We start from the raw sequence: 17,215 nt of genomic DNA, 5'->3' as shown, positions 1-17,215 counted from the left end.
TTCAGCAGCCCGGGATCGTCAGCACGACGGTCGTGCCGCCGCCCTTGCGGCTGTCGATCGTCGCGTGGCCGCCATGTGCCTCGGCTATGGCCTTGACAACGGCGAGGCCGAGGCCTGACCCACCGCCTCTTCGTGTTCTGGCATCGTCAGCTCTCCAGAACCGTTCGAAGGCCCGTTCGCTCTCCGCAGCCGTCATGCCCGGACCGTCATCCGAGATCATGATGACGCACAGATTGTCGACTGCTTGCGAGGTCACCGCTAGCGTCGAGCCTGGAGCGTAGCGCGCGACATTGTCGATGAGGGCAAGGACGGCCTGCCGGATACGCGCCCGGTCGGCAATGACAGGCATCTCCTGCAAGTCGGATTCGATCCTGATGTTGAGGTTGGAAAGCGTCGGCATTACGGATTCGAGGATGTCGCCGATTTCCTCTCCGAGGTCGAAGCGCGATTGCTGCAGCTCCATGCGCCCGGCATTCATCAGCGAAAGCGTCCTTAGGTCGTCGACGATGCGCGTCAGGGCATCTATATGCCCTATCAAACCGCGAAACACCTCCTGGCTCGGTTCGAACACCCCATCCGCCAGCCCCTGCATGCGGCCGCGCAGGATCGTCAGAGGCGTGCGCAGTTCGTGCGCGATCGCCGAATTTGAATATTGGAGTTCCTTTTCCGCTCTTTGCAGCTCCTCCGCCATGCGGTTGAAGTCGTTGATCAGACGGTCGGCTTCGCCAAAACTGCCTTCGCCGGTCGCCCGGCCGGCAAAGTCTCCCTCCGCGATGAGACGCGCAGCCTCCGTCACGGCCGTCAGGGGCTTCACAAGGCGCCTGGCGAGCCGCCATCCAACATAGGCGCCGACGGCCTGGCCGATCGCCACGTTGATGCCGAGCACGACGAAATCGCTGACTGCCCAATCATCCGGCGGAGCGGAGTCCTTGAATAGCCATTCGTAGGCATAGCCGTAGATCAGGAATCCGAAAAACATCACCGACAGGGCGACGAAAGCCACGATCGTCGTCGACCAGATGATTTGCCTGTTAAGGCTGTTGCTAACCGAAGTCGCCAAGGCGGTAACCCACTCCCCTGACGCCATTAAGGAGGTCGCCGACACCGGCGGCATCCAGCTTGCGGCGAAGTTTGCTCATGTGGCTGTCCACGGTGCGGTCGAGTGCATCTCCCTCGGGAAGGCAGGCATCGACGATTTCGCCGCGTTCGAAGGCCCTGTTCGGGAAGCCGGCCATGTATTCGAGGATGCGGAATTCGGTGCGCGTCAGGTTCAACGGGATGCGGCTTTCGCCGTCCTCCACCACCGCCATATGGGCTACCGGATCTATGGCGAGCCTGCCGACCCGCAGAACCTTATTCGCAGCGCTTCCCGTCGCCCTCCTTAGAACCGCCCGCGCCCGGGCGACCACCTCGACAGGGTTGAACGGCTTGACCACATAGTCGTCGGCGCCCGAGCGCAGCCCATGCAGCTTGTCGAGGTCGTCGGCGAGCGCGGTGACCATGATGACGGGCGTATCGCTTCTTTGGCGAATGGTGGCAAGCACGGTGTGACCGTCAAGCTTCGGCAGCTTGATATCGAGCACCACGAGATCCGGCCTCAGCCGCTGGTGATGGGAAAGCCCGATCTCGCCATCCGAGGCCGTCAGCACCCGAAATCCCTCGCGCTCGAAATAGCGTTCAAGGATATCGGAAATCTCCGGCTCATCTTCCACGATCAATATCAGCGCGTTTTCCATCCAGGGCTCCTTTGCCGGGAAGAAACGTCAGACGGGCCTGCACGTCAATATTCCTCCACCCTCCTCCATGAAACCTCCACAAAACGTCGACCAAAGAACAACAATCCCGATGTTTGCTTAGGCTCGGACGAAAGTGCCACTCGCGCCCGGCGTTGAAGCGGCTCCTTTCGGATAGTTCATGCCGGCAAGACGCGGAGCGACGATCTCGGCGCGTCACGGCCAATTGGGAATACATTCATGCGATCTGCATTCGAACTGCCTTGCTGGAAGGCAATATGGGCGGCGGCGGCGATGCTCGCGCTGGTTTCCGGCCACGCGTACGCACAGGGGAGCGGCGAAACGCCCCCGCCCGCCGTCGGTGTCCTGGAAATCAAGGCGCATCCGGTCCCTGTCATGAGCGAGCTTCCCGGACGCATAGCCGCGACCAGGATCTCCGAAGTGCGTGCTCGGGTCTCGGGCATCCTCCAGGAGCGCGTCTTTCAACAAGGCAGCCTCGTCCATCAGGGCGACGTCCTTTACCGGATCGACCCGAAACTGTTTCAGGTGCGGGTGGCGAGCGCCAAGGCGGCCTTGCAGAAGGCAAAGGCCGTGCAGGCCAATGCCAAGCAGCAACTGGAACGCCAACGCTCGCTCCGTGAGCGCAATGTCTCGACGGCCGTCGACTACGATACCGCCGCCGTCAATCTTGCCCAGGCCGACGCCGATGTCGCGTCCCAGGAAGCGGCGCTCGACGAGGCGGAGATCAATCTCGGCTATACGCAGGTGCGGGCACCCATCACCGGCATCATCGGCGGAGCCCTCGTAACCGAAGGAACACTCGTGACTGCCGAGGGCGCGTCCAACCTCGCGCTCATCCAGCAGATCAATCCGGTCTATACCGACTTCACGCAATCGGCGCAGGATCTCCTGGCGTTGAAGCGCGCCGTCAGCGAAGGCAAGCTGCAGAGCCCGGCGCCCGGAGAGGCGTTGGTCGAACTCGTCCTCGATGGCGGGAAAAGCTATTCCAAGTCCGGCAAGCTTTTGTTTTCGAATGCGAATGTAGACCCCAATACGGGACAGGTCATGCTGCGCGCGGAATTTCCCAATCCCGATGGCGATCTTCTGCCGGGCATGTATGTGCGTGTGCGCATCGAGCAGGCCGTCCAGAAGAGCGGCATTACCATTCCGCAGAGAGCCGTGACGAGGGACGCCGAAGGCAATCCTCAGGTCCTCGTGCTCTCTTCCGATCAAACGGCCCAGATACGCAATATCGCCCTCGGCGCATCCCTCGGCGCCGAATGGATCGTCCTTTCGGGCCTGAAGGACGGCGAAACCATCATCGCCGAAGGGGTCCAGAAGGTCACGCCCGGCGGCAAGGTCGCCCCCGAACCATGGACGCCACAAAACGCGGAGCCGAACACCGCAGACCAGGCCGCAAAGTAATTAAATCATGGCACAGTTCTTTATCGGGAGACCCGTCCTCGCATGGGTCTTTGCTTTCTTCATCATGATCGCGGGGATCATTACGATTCCTGTATTACCGGTGGCGCAATATCCCGCCGTCGCTCCGCCGCAGCTCTCCATTTCCGCCTCCTACCCCGGCGCTTCCCCGCAGGAAATCTATCAGGGGGTTACCCGCCTGATCGAGGAGGAGCTGAACGGCGTCCATGGCATCGCCTATTTCGAATCGACCTCCGACAATTCCGGCTCGGTGAGCATCAATGCGACCTTCGTCTCCGGAACCGATATCGGCAAGGCGACCGTCGACGTCCAAAACGCCGTTCGACGCGTCGAGGCGCGGCTGCCGCAGGCGGTCCGCACGCAGGGCATTCAGGTTGAGGAAGCGAGCGCCGGCTTCCTGTTGATCGCCGCCCTGACCTCGACCGACGGCAAGATGGACGAGATCGCGCTTGGCGATTACATCAACCGCAATATCCTGGGAGAGCTGCGCCGTTTGCCGGGCGTAGGCCGGGCTCAGGTCTTCGCCTCACAGCGGGCGCTGCGCGTCTGGATCGACCCGGATAAGATGGTGGGTCTTCACTTGACGGCGGCAGACATCGGTGCGGCAATCGCAGCCCAGAATGCGCAGGTCGCGGCCGGCCAGATCGGCGCCACGCCCAATCCGGTCGGCCAGGATTTGACCGTGACCGTAATCGTCGAAGGCCAGCTCGACAGTGCGAAGCAATTCGGCGACGTCATCCTCCGCGCCAATCCCGATGGCTCGACCGTGCGCCTGCGCGACGTCGCGCGCGTCGAGGACGGCGCGGAAACCTATTCGACCGCAAGTCGGCTCAACGGCAATCCGAGCGCCGGCCTTGCCATCCAGCTTTCCTCGACCGGCAACGCCGTCGCCGTGTCAGGCGCCGTCAGGGCGAAAATGGACGAACTGTCGAAATTCTTCCCGAAGGGCGTCGAGTACTCGATACCCTACGATACCAGCCCCTTCGTCAATGCCTCGATCGAGAAGGTCGTTCACACGCTCATCGAGGCGATCGTGCTCGTCTTTATCGTGATGTTCGTCTTCTTGCAGAACTTCCGCTACACGGTCATCCCGACACTCGTCGTGCCGGTCGCGCTGCTGGGCACCTGCGCCATCATGTATGCGACAGGCTTCTCCATCAACGTGTTGACCATGTTTGCCATGGTTCTGGCGATCGGCATCCTTGTCGACGACGCGATCGTCGTGGTCGAGAATGTCGAGCGCATCATGGCCGAAGAAGGTTTGCCCCCGAAAGCCGCGACGCAGAAGGCGATGAAGCAGATCACCGGCGCCATCCTCGGCATTACATTGGTGCTGTCCTGCGTCTTCATTCCAATGGCATTCTTCCCAGGAGCCTCCGGCATCATCTACCGCCAGTTCTCGCTGACCATGGTCGCCTCGATCATGTTCTCGGCCTTTCTGGCGCTGTCGCTGACGCCGGCGCTCTGCGCCACCTTCCTGAAGCCGATCGACGGAAATCACCATGAGAGGAAGGGTCTCGGCGGCTGGTTCAATCGCAAGTTCGATGGAATGACGGCGAGCTACACCGAGATCGCGGCTGGGCTGGCGCGGCGGCCGGGACGCGTGATGGGCGTCTATCTCGCGCTCGTCGTCGGCCTCGGCTATCTTTTCGTCAACCTGCCTGGTTCCTTCGTGCCGGAGGAAGATCAGGGCATCCTGATCGTCGATATCCAGGGACCGCCGGAAGCGAGCGCCAACCGCACGATCGCGTCATTAAAGCAGATCGAAGCGATTTTCAGCGCAGAACCGGCTGTCGAGAACGTCTTCGCCGTCCAGGGCTTCAGCTTCTCCGGAAACGGCCCGAACTCGGCCATCGCCTTCGTGACGCTCAAGGACTGGGCCGTTCGGCCGGCCGGCAGTTCGGTGCCTGAAATCGCCGAGCGCGTCAACGCACAGCTCGCCGGATTGAAGGACGCCACCTCCTATGCGCTGTCGCCGCCGCCGATCGACGGCTTCGGCACAGCAAGCGGTTTCTCCTTCAGGCTCCAGGATCGCTCCGGGCGCGGGCAAAAGGCGCTGAAGCTGGCCGGAGACGAGTTGATGGCAAAGGCGGCCGAGAGCAGCGTGGTGACGAATGTCCGCATCGAGGGAATGCAGGAGGCTGCGCAGATCGTGCTGGCGATCGACCGCGAAAAGGCAAACACCTTCGGCGTCGGCTTCTCCGACATCAACGATGCGATCACCACAAGCCTCGGCTCTTCCTATATCAACGACTATCCGAATGCCGGCCGCATGCAGCAGGTCATCGTGCAGGCGGACGGCCGCAGCCGCATGCAGGTGGAAGACATGATGAAACTGAACGTTCGCAACGCAAGCGGCGGGATGGTGCCGCTCTCGTCGTTCGCGACCGCCGACTGGCGCAAGGGCGATCCGCAGATCGTAGGCTACAATGGTTATCCGACGATCCGCATCACCGGCGAGGCAGCGGTAGGCAAGTCTTCGGGTGCTGCGATTGCCGAGATGGAACGCCTCGCATCCGAACTTTCCGACGGCTTCGGCTACGAGTGGTCCGGCCAGTCGCGCGAGGAAATCACCTCCGGCAGCCAGGCGCCGATCCTCTTCGCCTTCAGTATCCTCTTCGTCTTTCTGCTGCTTGCAGGCCTTTATGAGAGCTGGTCGATCCCGCTATCGGTCATGCTTGTCGTCCCACTCGGCATCATCGGCTGCGTGCTGGCGGCAATCCTGCGCGAGATGCCGAACGACCTTTATTTCAAGGTTGGGCTCATCGCGATCATCGGCCTGTCGGCGAAGAACGCCATCCTGATCGTCGAGTTCGCAAGGGATTACTATGCTCAAGGCAAGTCCCTGCTCGACTCGGCGATCGAGGCGGCCTGTGTCCGCTTCCGCCCGATCGTGATGACGTCACTTGCCTTCACGCTCGGCGTCGTACCGCTCGCCATCGCCACGGGTCCCAGTGCCGCCAGCCAGAACGCGATCGGCACCGGCGTCCTCGGCGGCATGATCTCCGCGACAATCCTCGCCGTCTTCTTCGTCCCGGTCTTCTTCGTCTTTGTGCTGTCCCTCCTCCGGACCAAAAGACCGGCCGAAGAGAAGGGTGCGGGCACCGACGTCCCGCCCGCACCCACTGCTCACTCCGGTTCCGGATAAGGTGTGAAGGGGATAAGAGTGGAAGCGGCCTGAAATGTTCGAGGCCTCTTCCGTTCATGACCAATCAGGTCTGTTAGAAACCGGGCTGGGAGCGCTGGATGCCGGCCCACTGATCCTGTGTTAGAGAATCGAGGCCGCGAGAGACGGATTGTAGGTTGGAGATCGAACATGATGATCGTCATTCTTGCGATCCGGCCTTTGGCGATTTCAATCGCTTCACGTCGCGCGCAATTCCTGACATATATGCGGAGAGGCGACTTGCCGTCGTGGATATGGCGTCATGAACGGGTCAACACCGGAGAAAAGCAAGTTGCGGGCACCCGCGGGCTCCGTCACGGGGCTTTGCTCAGCGTCCGCGACGATGTTTGCAGTGGGAATGGCCTTTCTGGGCTATTGGGGAGTGTATGATCAGGGGCCCTGGCGTATATCCGATTATTTCGTCGTGGCCTTAGCCATTATCGGATTCGCAGCTCTCGGCTCCGTGCCCTGGATCGTAACGACGCCGGTAGCGGAAGAAGAGGCGGAGAAAGTTGTCGGTGCCAGGCGCGCGTTGGCACTTGGGGTCGCCTTGATCTGGCTGTCCGTTTGCATCGCGGTATGCACCTGATCCATTCTGCCAACTTGTCGCATAGCTGATTTCAAAACTCCCCCGGCTGCAAGGGATACCGGCCTGCTGGGCTATGCGAACACCCGTGAAAGGATGGAGCTTTTATCCTCCCGCTTCCTCGATATACATGACATAATCAACGGCCATATGGAGCAGGAGCATTTTTCGATGCAGCGCGAAGCGGTGTGGACGCTGGCTTTGTTTATTCTCCTCGTGTTTAGCGCCGCGCTCGGTTCGATATTGCGCGCGAGATTACCCGCCCCGCATCGCGGCAACGAGACGATGGACTTTCTCCGGGTCGTTACAGCCCTTCTTGTCACCTTTGCCGCACTCGTCATGAGCTTGCTCCTGGCATCGGAGCTGAACGCATTCACAACGGCGTCTCACGATCGCAACCGCTACGCCGCCAGCCTGGCAGAGATGGACCGCTGTCTGAGGAATTACGGCCCGGCATTGGATCATGAGCGACAACTTCTGCGCGGCTACACAACCGCCGTCATTGCCAGCACATGGCCAGGTGAGCCAGTTCCAGCGGGGGTGACATATCCCGACATATCAAAATTGCCTTTGACTGGCGAAGCGCCCGTTCTTGGAGCAATTCTCAATGATATGGGTCTCGGCATTGCCCGCGAGCGGCCCACCGATCCCTTGCATCAGTTGCTCGTGACCCGTTGTAATCAGCTCTTCAGTGATCTCCTGGCGGCGCGATGGACCGTGATCGAGGACGCGCACGGCTCGCTTTCGGCACCGTTTCTTGGTGTCCTGATCTTCTGGCTTATGCTGGTATTCCTAAGCTTTGGTCTTCAGGCCCCCAGAAACCCGCTCACCGGCTCCATTGTCACCGTCGCCATCATTTCGGTGGCGAGCGTCATGTTTGTCATCTTGGATCTCGACCTTCCCTATGGCGGTCTCTTCGGCATTTCGAGCGAATCCATGCGGCATGCGCTCGCCGATATGCTGGCGCCATAGCAGTCGACAAAGCCGTGTACATCGCTCGATCGACGCGTGGGCGCGAAATCATCGGATCGAAACTCGATAGCTGGCGAACGTGCGCGTCTTGCAGCTATGATATGGCGCGCAGGATCCTGGAGAAGGCAGGCGTGAGGGTCGCACCGGGCTCGGTTTTCGGGCCTGGGGGGAAGATTGCGACACATGTGTTTTGCCGTTGATCCTGGCGCTCATCGAGGAAGGTGCGAAGCGACTGAAAGCGCTTCCGTGCAAGCAGCAATAGGATGAAGGATAATGAAGAAACTTATCAATCGACCCGCTGACGTGGTGCGGGAAATGCTGGAGGGCATTGTCGCCCTCGCGCCCGGCCTTGCGCTGCTCGACACGGAGAATGTCATCCTGCGCGCCGACCTACCCGCGATCGCGGACCGGGCGGTCGCCCTGATCTCGGGCGGCGGCGCCGGCCATGAACCGGCCCATGCCGGGTATGTCGGGCCTGGCATGTTGACCGCGGCTGTTACCGGCGAGGTCTTCACCTCGCCGAGCGTCGATGCCGTGCTTGCCGCCATTCGCGCCAGCGCCGGCCCCGCCGGCGCGCTGCTGATCGTGAAGAATTATACCGGCGACCGCTTGAATTTCGGCCTTGCCGGAGAACTCGCCGCTATCGAGGGAATCCCGACCGAGCTCGTCGTCGTGGCGGACGATGTGGCGCTTTCCGGTCTCGTGCCGCGTGAGCGCCGCCGCGGCATCGCCGGAACGGTACTTGTCCATAAGATCGCGGGCGCGGCCGCGGCGAGCGGCAAGAGCCTGAAGGAGGTTGCCGCCATCGCTCGGTCGGCCGCGTCGCGACTCGGCACAATGGGCGTAGCGCTCGGTGCCTGCATCGTGCCGGCCGCCGGCAAGGCCGGTTTCACGCTCGCTGATGACGAAATCGAACTTGGCCTCGGCATCCATGGCGAAAAGGGCGTCGAGCGCACGAAACATCTGCCTGCGGACGCCATCACCGACAGGATCATCGGGCAGATCGTCACGGACATGCAGCTTGCGTTAGGTTCCAGGGTCGCATTGCTCATCAATGGGCTCGGGGCAACGCCGCCCATGGAGCTGGCGGTCGTCACCCGTCGCGCGATCGCATCGCTGCGTTCTCGTGGTCTCAGGATCGAACGGGCCTGGAGCGGCAATTTCCTGACGGCGCTCGAAATGCCGGGTTGCTCGATTTCACTCCTGAACCTGGACGAGGGCGATATCGAACTGCTGGATGCCGATACATCCGCGACCGCGTGGCCGCGGGGCGGCGCGATCTCGGAAGCACCCCATATCGTGCGGGTGCCGAACATGCCGGAGAGCGAAGCTCCGCTCGGCGATGCGGGCCGGTTCGACCCTCACGATTTGCGCCGCATCGGTCTCGCCGTCTGTGATGCGCTGGAGGCGGCCGAAGCCCATCTGACCGAGCTCGACAGCAAGGCAGGCGACGGCGATCTCGGCGCGAGCATGCTTCGTGGCGCCGAAGCCATTCGCGCCCTGCCCGAAAGCGCCTGGATCAACCCCGCCAACGCGCTGGTCGCAATCGGCAATGCGCTACGGCGGGCGATCGCCGGAAGCTCCGGGCCCTTCTATGCAATCGCGTTGACGCGGGCTGGGCGCCATCTCGGCGAGCACAATCGTTTCTCGCCTGAAGATTTTCGCGCCGCCCTCGCGATCGGTATTGCTGCCATCAGCGAGATCGGGGGAGCAAAGCCGGGTGACCGCACCATGCTCGATGCGCTTGATCCGGCCTTGCGAGCGCTCAAGGCAGCCGGCGTCAAGGTGCCCGCCGCCGAGGCCTGGAAGCAGGCAGCCTCCGCCGCGGCCGAAGGCGCACGCCGCACGGCGGATATGGTACCGAAACTCGGCCGCGCGAGCTATCTTGGCGAAAGAGCTCTCGGCACCCAAGACGGTGGCGCAGCAGCCGTCGCGATCTGGATGGAGGCACTGGCGACAAGTCTCTGATTTCGCTGGCGTAGCGCCAAACCCGACATTCGAACCGCTCCGACCGCCATCCATGTCGCACTTATGGCCATCTTCTTGGCTGTATGAGCATTCGCATTACGCGCTGCAGGATCGGACAGTTAGAGGAACGCCATATAATCGATTTCGCTGTATCGCCAGCTACGGCAGCCAATCCTTCTTTGGGAGAGGCTGCCGATACGGATCGACCAATCGGTCCACCCTGCCCCCCTACGCCGGCAGCATGAGTCAGCCGTGGAAACGAAATACATTCTCGTCCCACTCACTTTCCGGAGGAATCCAAGGTCGCCCGCAGCGATCGACGAGCTTCGGACAGCACGGGAACGTAGAGCGAGCTCAAGGTCGCCGCGAACGTCGCTGTGAGATGATCGGCATCCTTATAAAGCGGCAGACCGTTTCGCACGGCATCGCAACGATCGCTGCCGCAGATGGCTGGAAGCGGATCGATGATCGTTGCACCATATTTCGCAGCCACACGGCTTAGGATCACATGCGAGAGCGCCTGTCTCTTCTCGATATACTCCAAGGGGGGAGCAACCTCCGTTGACGTGCCTTGCATCATCGCCTTGGCGACGGCCTCCGGCATATAGCGCCCCATTTCGGGGACATCCGAGACCAGCACGACCTTGATGCCCTGACTAGTCAGATCGGCAATCAGGCGGTCCATCGATTGGGCGACCGACGCCGATCGATCCTCCACTGGAGGCTGCACGGAAGCATCGAAATACGGCCCCTCATTGGGCATTTCGGCATCGTGGACATATTTGGGCCAATAGGCCACCAGGAAAACCAGTGGAATATGCTGGGCCTTAATCAGATCGAGCACCGCGCCGTTGAAATCGCCGCAAAGCTCGGTATCACCGCGCGGTGTGAGCTGAACATCTGGCAAAGGCGGGCACGACGAATGGCCTGCGAATAGGCCGCTGATCCCAACCTGCCTCGCCGCCGCATCGATGGCGGGCGCCATGGCGCCGGAATGGGAATCGCCCCAAACGAGAAAAGTGGGTTTCGCCGCCTCCTCCGGCCCAAGCGGACAAAGCTTGCCCGCACGAATATCCGCAGCAGGACGCCCTGCCGTGTCGGATTCAGCAAAGCACGGCGGTAGGCTGAAGCGGCTCTGATCGTAAGTGGAAGCATAGACCCGCTGCACATCCGCCGGCAGTCGACCGGGTACACCGCCGTGATGGGCGACATAGTCTCCCAATCCGGCAGCGGCGATCACGACGGTCAGTGCCCCAGCAAATAACGGCGAGCGCTTTACCAGGCTGCCGCGTCCACGGAACGGCCGCTCGATGAAGCGCCATGAGATGATGGACATGGCGAGCGACGCCAGCACGATCAGGCCGCCCTGCATCAGCGAAAGCTCCCGTCCCGTCACCTCGCGGCTGAAGACGATGAGCGGCCAATGCCAGAGATAAAGCGAGTAGGAGATCAACCCAACGAAGACCATTGGCCGCGATCGTAGAACTCTGCTCGCTGGCCCGAGCTCGTCTCGCGCATGGATCACCAGTGCCGCGCCAAGACAGGGTACCAGAGCTGCCGGCCCGGGGAAGAGTGTCCGCTCGCTAAAGCCGAAGACGGCGATCGCGATCAAAAGCACACCGGCGCAGGCCAATCCGGCTCGCACCTGGGGTCGCTTTGGCATCGGTAGGACACCGAAGGCCAGCATCGCTCCTAGGAGCAGCTCCCAGGCGCGAAATTGCAGCAGATAAAATGCGTCGGGCTGCGACCGGAACAGCGTCCATGTGACCGCTGCGAAAGACACGGCCAGCAATCCAGCCAGGATCGATGCGATATACCGTCGCGCAAACCGGTTTAGGACCAATAACAGCAAGGGAAACAGAATGTAGAACTGCTCCTCGACCGCCAAGGACCAAGTGTGCAGCAGCGGCTTCATTTGCGCGCCGATATCGAAGTATCCGCTCTCCTTGTCGAATTGGATATTCGATGTGAACAGGGCGGCCGCCTTCAAGCTACGCGCGAAATAGGCAAATTCGGCTGGCATCAGCAGGAACCATGCCGCGACCGAAGACGTGGCCAGGACAGCGAACAATGCCGGAAAAATCCGCCGGATACGGCGCTCATAGAATCGGACGAGACTGAATTCGCCCGTCGCGATTTCCTTGGAAATCAGTGATGCCATCAGGAAGCCGGAAATGACGAAGAATATATCAACGCCGACGAAGCCGCCGCCAAACCCCGGGATGCTGGTGTGATAGAGAACGACCGGAAGGATCGCCAGGGCGCGCAGGCCGTCGATATCGCGGCGATAGGTGAAGCCGCCAGGCTCGTATCCGGGGACGGACGCCACGGACGACGAGCGCCTAAGAACAAGATTCAAATTCAACGCTCCGACGCCGCCGACACGTGCATACAGCCGCGGCGTGTTGTTTTTCTGGGAAATAATCTCTTTGACTGACGTAAAGCTGAAGAACCCTGGTTTCGAGTGCTTTCTCGAGGCGTCGGTCAGGGCGCCACCAGAATGGGGCCGACGGAGGCGATCAAGCATCAAGGCCTTCCGATGCGTCGGCGGCGGCGCATCTGACCGGCCGACACGGAATTCCAGCGTGTCACGTCAGCCTGGTCGTCCCCAGTGCAAGAGCGACATAGCTCCCAAACCTTCACGATCTTACAAGGAATAGGAAGGTCAAGGTCAACAATCGGTCCCGCGGCAACCCGCAACAACGATGATCGGATCGCCGAATGGATCGAACCGACAGCACCATTGTCGCTGGCGCGACTTTTTCGCCCATGGCCGATCTCATTCCGCTGTCTTTCAGAGAGTGTCTCAAAAGGGCTTGAACCGCCTGCTTATAGCTCCCATGGTGGCTTCGGGCAGATATCATTGAGCTGGCGCGTCCCATCGCGACGCGATGGGAGACCAAATGCGCGAACTCGATATTACCATTGCCAGATCGATCAACAGCTTCGCCGGCTGCTGATGACCTATCGGGCCGATTTGTCAAACCAGGTCGGACCGGCCCGATATCAGTACTGCATGCGATAACCGATCGGATAAAGCGGGCGGGATGTGTCGTGCGGCACATCGGATTTCTGCGCGCGCACCTCTTCCATCGATGAAGGAAGCTCGAAAGGCAGCCTGCCTTCAGCTTTCCGCTTGCCCTCGATCACATCGAACAAGGCTGTGTCGCTTGCGCCGAAATTGGCGAGGATTGCAGCGGCATGCTCGCGTATGCCGGTGAGGATTGCCGGACGGGCCAGATAGATGGAGACAACCGTCGGAACCTGTTTCGCCGTTTCCTTGAACGTCTCGAAATCGGCATTGCCGTCCTTGAAATCCAAATCGCCTTCCTGCTGACGGGAACCGAAGAAATAGTTCATATGAGGCTGCTGATAGGGCGCGCTGAGACGCATCACCGCAAAATCGGCATCCTTGGCGTCCGTCACCACGGTAAAGCCGCGTGCCGACACGATTTTTGCATCAACGCCGTACAGGAACACCTTTTTGCCTGGCGTCACAGGCAGCAGGCCAGCCTTATTGTCGAGCAAGACCATGGCGCGGCTTTGAGCGGCGGTTGCCTCCGCAGCAAATGCCCCATTGCCAACAATCACGTGCGCCTTTTGCGGTTCGACATAGGGATTTTCAAAAAGGCCCTGCTCGAATTTCTGGACAAGGATACGAGTTGCGGATTGATCGATGCGCTGTTGCTTGATCTTTCCTTCCTTCACCGCCTGAACGAGAAGATCGGAAGAAGTGACACCGCCGAACTGATCGACGCCGGCATTGACGGCCTTGGCAAAGCGGTCGACACGGCTCAAATCCTCCACGCCCCAAGGCATGCCGAAGGTTTCCTCGTTCAAAGTCGGCTTTACGCCCGGCTTCTCGCCATCCAGGCAAGTTCCCTTGCAGTCGTTGGTGATCAGCCAATCGCTGAGAACGACACCCTGGAAGCCGTATTGGCCACGCAGCAGATCGGTCAGAAGCTGCTTGCTGTATCCCGCTCCCACCGGCTCCAGCAGCTTGCCGCCGAGCGTCACACCGTCAAGGATCGAATATGTCGGCATGACGCCGGCGACCTTCGCCTTGAAAGCTCCCTCAAACGGAATGAGATGTTCGGCAAAATTATTGCCTGGAAAGGTCGCGTGGCGTCCATAGGCGTTGTGGCTGTCATAACCGTCTTTTGCCGCACCGTAGCCGACCCAGTGTTTGGCCACGGCGACGACACTGTCCTTGTTAATGCCGTTCTCGCCGTTTTGAAACCCCGCCACATAAGCTTCCGCCATGGATTTGGAAAGTTGCGCATCCTCGCCGAACGTACCGTTGGTGCGTGGCCAGCGCGGCTCGCTGGCAAGATCCACTTGCGGAGACAATGCTTCCTGTATGCCGACGGCGCGGTATTCCTGACGGACAATGTCGCCGAAACGGCGAACGAGCGATGGATCGCCTATGGCCGCCAACCCTAAGGTCTCGGGCCATTTCGAGAATCCGCCGGCCGAAACACTCGCGCCGAGTACGAATTGGAAATGATTGCGCGGATCGGTGCTGATCGTCGCTGGAATCCCAAGCCGGCCAGCTTCCGCGATCTCCTGAAGCTTGTTGTTCTGCTCGGCCAATAGGGCGGCATCGCCCGCCAATCGCGTTATGAAGGTCACGACCTTGCGCCCGTCGATCATCTCCTTGGCGCGTGCAAGATCATATTCGGTCCCGACCCCCATCCCGGAACCGGGACCGGCGGATGGAGCCGTGCCATGCATCATGAGGCCGGCCTTCTCCTCTAGCGTCATCTGACTGATGAGATTGGCCGCCCGCTCGGCAGCCGGGAGGCGCCAGTCCTCATAAGGATCAAGTTTGCCATTGCGATTGAGATCCTTGAAGGAAAGCCCGTCAATGGTCAGCGTCTTGGCGACGCGGGCCGAAAGCGCCGGCTGCTCCTGCGACAAAGCCGTTGAAGCGAGCAACGATACGGCCGCACATAAGGCAATGAACTGTTTCACGGCATCCCTCCCCAAAGAATTTCAATCGATCCCGACAAATTAAAGGGGGCAAACCGTGCCGCCTCATGTACTTTGGCGGCACCTGTCGGCCCGTCGATGCCCATCAGTTCGCAACCGCAAACTGTAAGCATATACTAACCTAGTTCATCAACGACCGGGTTGCTGAGAATGCCGAGCCTGTCGATCTCCACCTCCACGACGTCTCCCGGCTTCATCCACAGCGGCGGCTGCCGCTTGGCGCCAACCCCGCCCGGTGTGCCACTGACGATGACGTCGCCCGGTTCCAGCCGTGTGAAGCTGGAGCAATATTCGATCTGCCGGGCGATATCGAAAATCATTTGGCCGAAGGTCGCATCCTGCACGACGGTCCCATTGAGGCGCGTCTGAATGCGAAGATCGGGCAGCGGACCAAGTTCGTCCGGCGTCATCATCCAAGGCCCGAAAGCGCCGGTGTCGGGAAAGTTCTTGCCCGGTGTGAACTGATGCGTATGACGCTGGAAATCACGCACGCTGCCGTCATTGTAGCAGGCATAGCCAGCAACGTATCCCATGGCCTCATCGCGGGTGATGTAACGGCCCGATTTGCCGATGATGACCGCCAGCTCGCCTTCGAAATCAAGTTCCGTCGAGACCCTCGGGCGCACGATCGGGGCGAGATGGCCCGTCTGGCTATTGGCATAGCGGGCAAAGATCGTCGGGTTTTCCACCTCCGCACGCCCCGTCTCCTTGCGATGCATTTCATAGTTCAGCCCAACGCAGAGGATCTTGTCGGGATTGGGAATGACCGGCAGCCATTCGACGTCACCTAGCGGCGTGGCGGCGGCGGAACCAGCGGCCTCGGCAACGCCGGCAAGGTCGCCGGCCACAGCCGATTTGAGATCGGCATAGCGTGACGCGAGAACCGCGCCGGCATCGAGGAAGCGATCGTCCTCGATGACGCCCCAGGTCGTGCAGCCGGCGATCTTGACGGTGGACAGTCTCATGGTTCTTGCTCCTTTAGGGGGTCGGACTGGGCGACGGGCGCGTTCACACCCGCTGCATTTGATCGGTGAAGCGCGTTAACTTGCCGAAGCGCTCGATGGTGCGATCCGGGAAGATCAGCGCGAAGGCGGAAATTGCGCCAATGATGAGGATCGCGGCCGTGAACAGCATGGCATTTGCATAGCCGGCCGCGACATGATCGGGTCCGGCTGCCTGCACGATCATGCCGGTGACGGCGTTGGATGCGAGTGCGGACACCGCATTCGCCGAATAGATCACGACGATCAGCCGGCCGCGCTGGACAGCCGGCGCGACGCTACCGAGCGTGATCGGGCCGTATATCGTGGTCAGACTTGGAGCAGCGAAAGCGATCGCGATCAGCGCCAGTTGCAATGGACCACTGACATGAACCGAGGCGATCAGCGCCAATCCACTGACGAGAAGCGCATAGCCAGAAGCGCTGCCGAGGGAAGCACGTTTGCTGGCGCCCTTCTGAAGCATGCGCTGCGCGATCCATGAACCAACCAGCAACAGCGGCGACTGGAAGATATAGACGGCCGAAATGATCGAGCCGGTTTCGGTCTGCGAATAGCCAAGGCCCTGCTGCAGGAAGGGCGGCAGCCACGTGGCCGACATGCCGACGATCCAGTAAGACATGGTCGACATGATGATGACACCGATCACGGTCGGGTCGAGCCAGAGTTTGCGGGCTGGGATCGGGGTCTCGCCCACTACGGCGCGCGCCTTTTCATTTTCCGCGACGGCATGCGGCCCTTCGCCGCCGATGAGCAGCCAGGCGATGATCCAGGCAACACCGATCAGCCCGCAGAACAGGAAGCCCGAACGCCAGCCGTAATTGACGATGACATAGGTCAGGATCGGCCCACCGGCGAGCAAGCCGACACTGATGCCCTGCAACACGACGGCGCTTGGCACGCTGCGCTTTTGCGGGCTGAACCAGTTATGGCAGGCATGCAATGCCGTCGGCAGCCCAGGTCCCTCGCCGAGGCCGAGCAAAATGCGGCAGGCGACCAGAACCGTCACCGAGCTGGTAAAATAGATCGGGATCTGCGCGAGCGACCAGATTGCCGCCAGAATGACAAGGATCCATTTGACGGGGACACGACCGATCATGAAGAGACCGACAAGAACGCCCGAAATCGAGAACAGCAGAAAGAAGCTGCTGCCGATCAGGCCGAACTGCTGTGGCGAAATACCGAGGTCCTTCATGATCGACACGGCGGAAAGGCCGAAGACGAGCTTGTCGAAGAAGTTCAGCGTCTGGAACAGGAAAAGCAGGATAAGGACGGCAAAAGGTCGCCATTTGCTGACGGTATCGATGGTTGGTTCAGACATATGTTCCTCCCAGAACTTCAAAGAAAACTGCGATTG

The 17,215-nt window shown here is 60.8% G+C and carries 11 protein-coding genes; 5 read left to right on the top strand and 6 right to left on the bottom strand.

Annotated features, from left to right (window positions below; all coding sequences use genetic code 11):
- Position 1: 1 nt before the first annotated feature.
- Positions 2–1,060: a sensor histidine kinase gene (locus JJQ51_RS24965; protein WP_113331727.1), complete on the bottom strand. Its 1,059-nt coding sequence runs from the start codon at positions 1,058–1,060 to the stop codon at positions 2–4.
- On the bottom strand, positions 1,044–1,736 hold the full coding sequence (locus JJQ51_RS24960) for a response regulator (protein ID WP_113331726.1): 693 nt from the start codon (positions 1,734–1,736) through the stop codon (positions 1,044–1,046). Before JJQ51_RS24960 ends, JJQ51_RS24965 begins: the two co-directional genes overlap by 17 nt.
- Positions 1,737–1,973: 237 nt before the next feature.
- Between JJQ51_RS24960 and JJQ51_RS24955 the strand changes: the two genes are divergently transcribed.
- The 5 genes from JJQ51_RS24955 to JJQ51_RS24935 all read left to right on the top strand — a co-directional run bounded on the left by JJQ51_RS24955 (position 1,974) and on the right by JJQ51_RS24935 (position 9,868).
- Positions 1,974–3,158: an efflux RND transporter periplasmic adaptor subunit gene (locus JJQ51_RS24955; RefSeq protein ID WP_269245453.1), complete on the top strand. Its 1,185-nt coding sequence runs from the start codon at positions 1,974–1,976 to the stop codon at positions 3,156–3,158.
- A gap of 7 nt (positions 3,159–3,165) precedes the next feature.
- On the top strand, positions 3,166–6,324 hold the full coding sequence (locus tag JJQ51_RS24950; RefSeq protein WP_113395150.1) for an efflux RND transporter permease subunit: 3,159 nt from the start codon (positions 3,166–3,168) through the stop codon (positions 6,322–6,324).
- Positions 6,325–6,604: 280 nt separating this feature from the next.
- Positions 6,605–6,931, top strand: a complete 327-nt coding sequence (locus JJQ51_RS24945; protein ID WP_095438722.1) for a hypothetical protein — start codon at positions 6,605–6,607, stop codon at positions 6,929–6,931.
- 168 nt (positions 6,932–7,099) lie between these two features.
- Positions 7,100–7,900, top strand: a complete 801-nt coding sequence (locus JJQ51_RS24940) for a bestrophin-like domain (protein WP_113353584.1) — start codon at positions 7,100–7,102, stop codon at positions 7,898–7,900.
- A gap of 273 nt (positions 7,901–8,173) precedes the next feature.
- A complete protein-coding gene (locus JJQ51_RS24935; protein ID WP_113395151.1) occupies positions 8,174–9,868 on the top strand; it encodes a dihydroxyacetone kinase family protein in 1,695 nt (564 codons plus the stop codon).
- A gap of 280 nt (positions 9,869–10,148) precedes the next feature.
- Here the strand turns inward: JJQ51_RS24935 and JJQ51_RS24930 are convergent, their stop codons facing one another.
- From JJQ51_RS24930 to JJQ51_RS24915, 4 genes are all read right to left on the bottom strand, one after another.
- Entirely contained in the window at positions 10,149–12,227 is a 2,079-nt protein-coding gene (locus JJQ51_RS24930; protein WP_113420877.1) for an acyltransferase family protein, read from the bottom strand.
- A gap of 647 nt (positions 12,228–12,874) precedes the next feature.
- Positions 12,875–14,842, bottom strand: coding sequence for a glycoside hydrolase family 3 protein (locus JJQ51_RS24925; protein ID WP_113395152.1), 1,968 nt, complete (start codon positions 14,840–14,842; stop codon positions 12,875–12,877).
- Between the two features lie 134 nt (positions 14,843–14,976).
- Positions 14,977–15,825 carry a fumarylacetoacetate hydrolase family protein gene (locus tag JJQ51_RS24920; protein WP_113353412.1) on the bottom strand — a complete coding sequence of 283 codons (849 nt, stop codon included), beginning with the start codon at positions 15,823–15,825 and terminating at the stop codon, positions 14,977–14,979.
- Positions 15,826–15,868: 43 nt separating this feature from the next.
- The gene (locus tag JJQ51_RS24915; protein WP_113420673.1) at positions 15,869–17,179 is read right to left on the bottom strand and encodes an MFS transporter; all 1,311 of its coding nucleotides are present in this window, start codon (positions 17,177–17,179) and stop codon (positions 15,869–15,871) included.
- Positions 17,180–17,215 lie beyond the last annotated feature (36 nt).

This window comes from Rhizobium sp. AG207R, from assembly GCF_027109195.1.
GTDB classification, from domain to species: Bacteria; Pseudomonadota; Alphaproteobacteria; order Rhizobiales; family Rhizobiaceae; genus Rhizobium; species Rhizobium dioscoreae.
This window is presented reverse-complemented; position numbering and strand designations above follow the sequence as displayed.

Excerpts from the sequence above, each read along its gene's own strand:
- JJQ51_RS24935 (WP_113395151.1), top strand. The coding sequence starts at position 8,174 with ATGAAGAAACTTATCAATCGACCCGCTGACGTGGTGCGGGAAATGCTG.
- JJQ51_RS24940 (WP_113353584.1), top strand. The coding sequence starts at position 7,100 with ATGCAGCGCGAAGCGGTGTGGACGCTGGCTTTGTTTATTCTCCTCGTG.
- JJQ51_RS24950 (WP_113395150.1), top strand. The coding sequence starts at position 3,166 with ATGGCACAGTTCTTTATCGGGAGACCCGTCCTCGCATGGGTCTTTGCT.
- JJQ51_RS24955 (WP_269245453.1), top strand. The coding sequence starts at position 1,974 with ATGCGATCTGCATTCGAACTGCCTTGCTGGAAGGCAATATGGGCGGCG.
- JJQ51_RS24945 (WP_095438722.1), top strand. The coding sequence starts at position 6,605 with ATGAACGGGTCAACACCGGAGAAAAGCAAGTTGCGGGCACCCGCGGGC.
- JJQ51_RS24920 (WP_113353412.1), bottom strand. The coding sequence starts at position 15,825 with ATGAGACTGTCCACCGTCAAGATCGCCGGCTGCACGACCTGGGGCGTC.
- JJQ51_RS24915 (WP_113420673.1), bottom strand. The coding sequence starts at position 17,179 with ATGTCTGAACCAACCATCGATACCGTCAGCAAATGGCGACCTTTTGCC.
- JJQ51_RS24960 (WP_113331726.1), bottom strand. The coding sequence starts at position 1,736 with ATGGAAAACGCGCTGATATTGATCGTGGAAGATGAGCCGGAGATTTCC.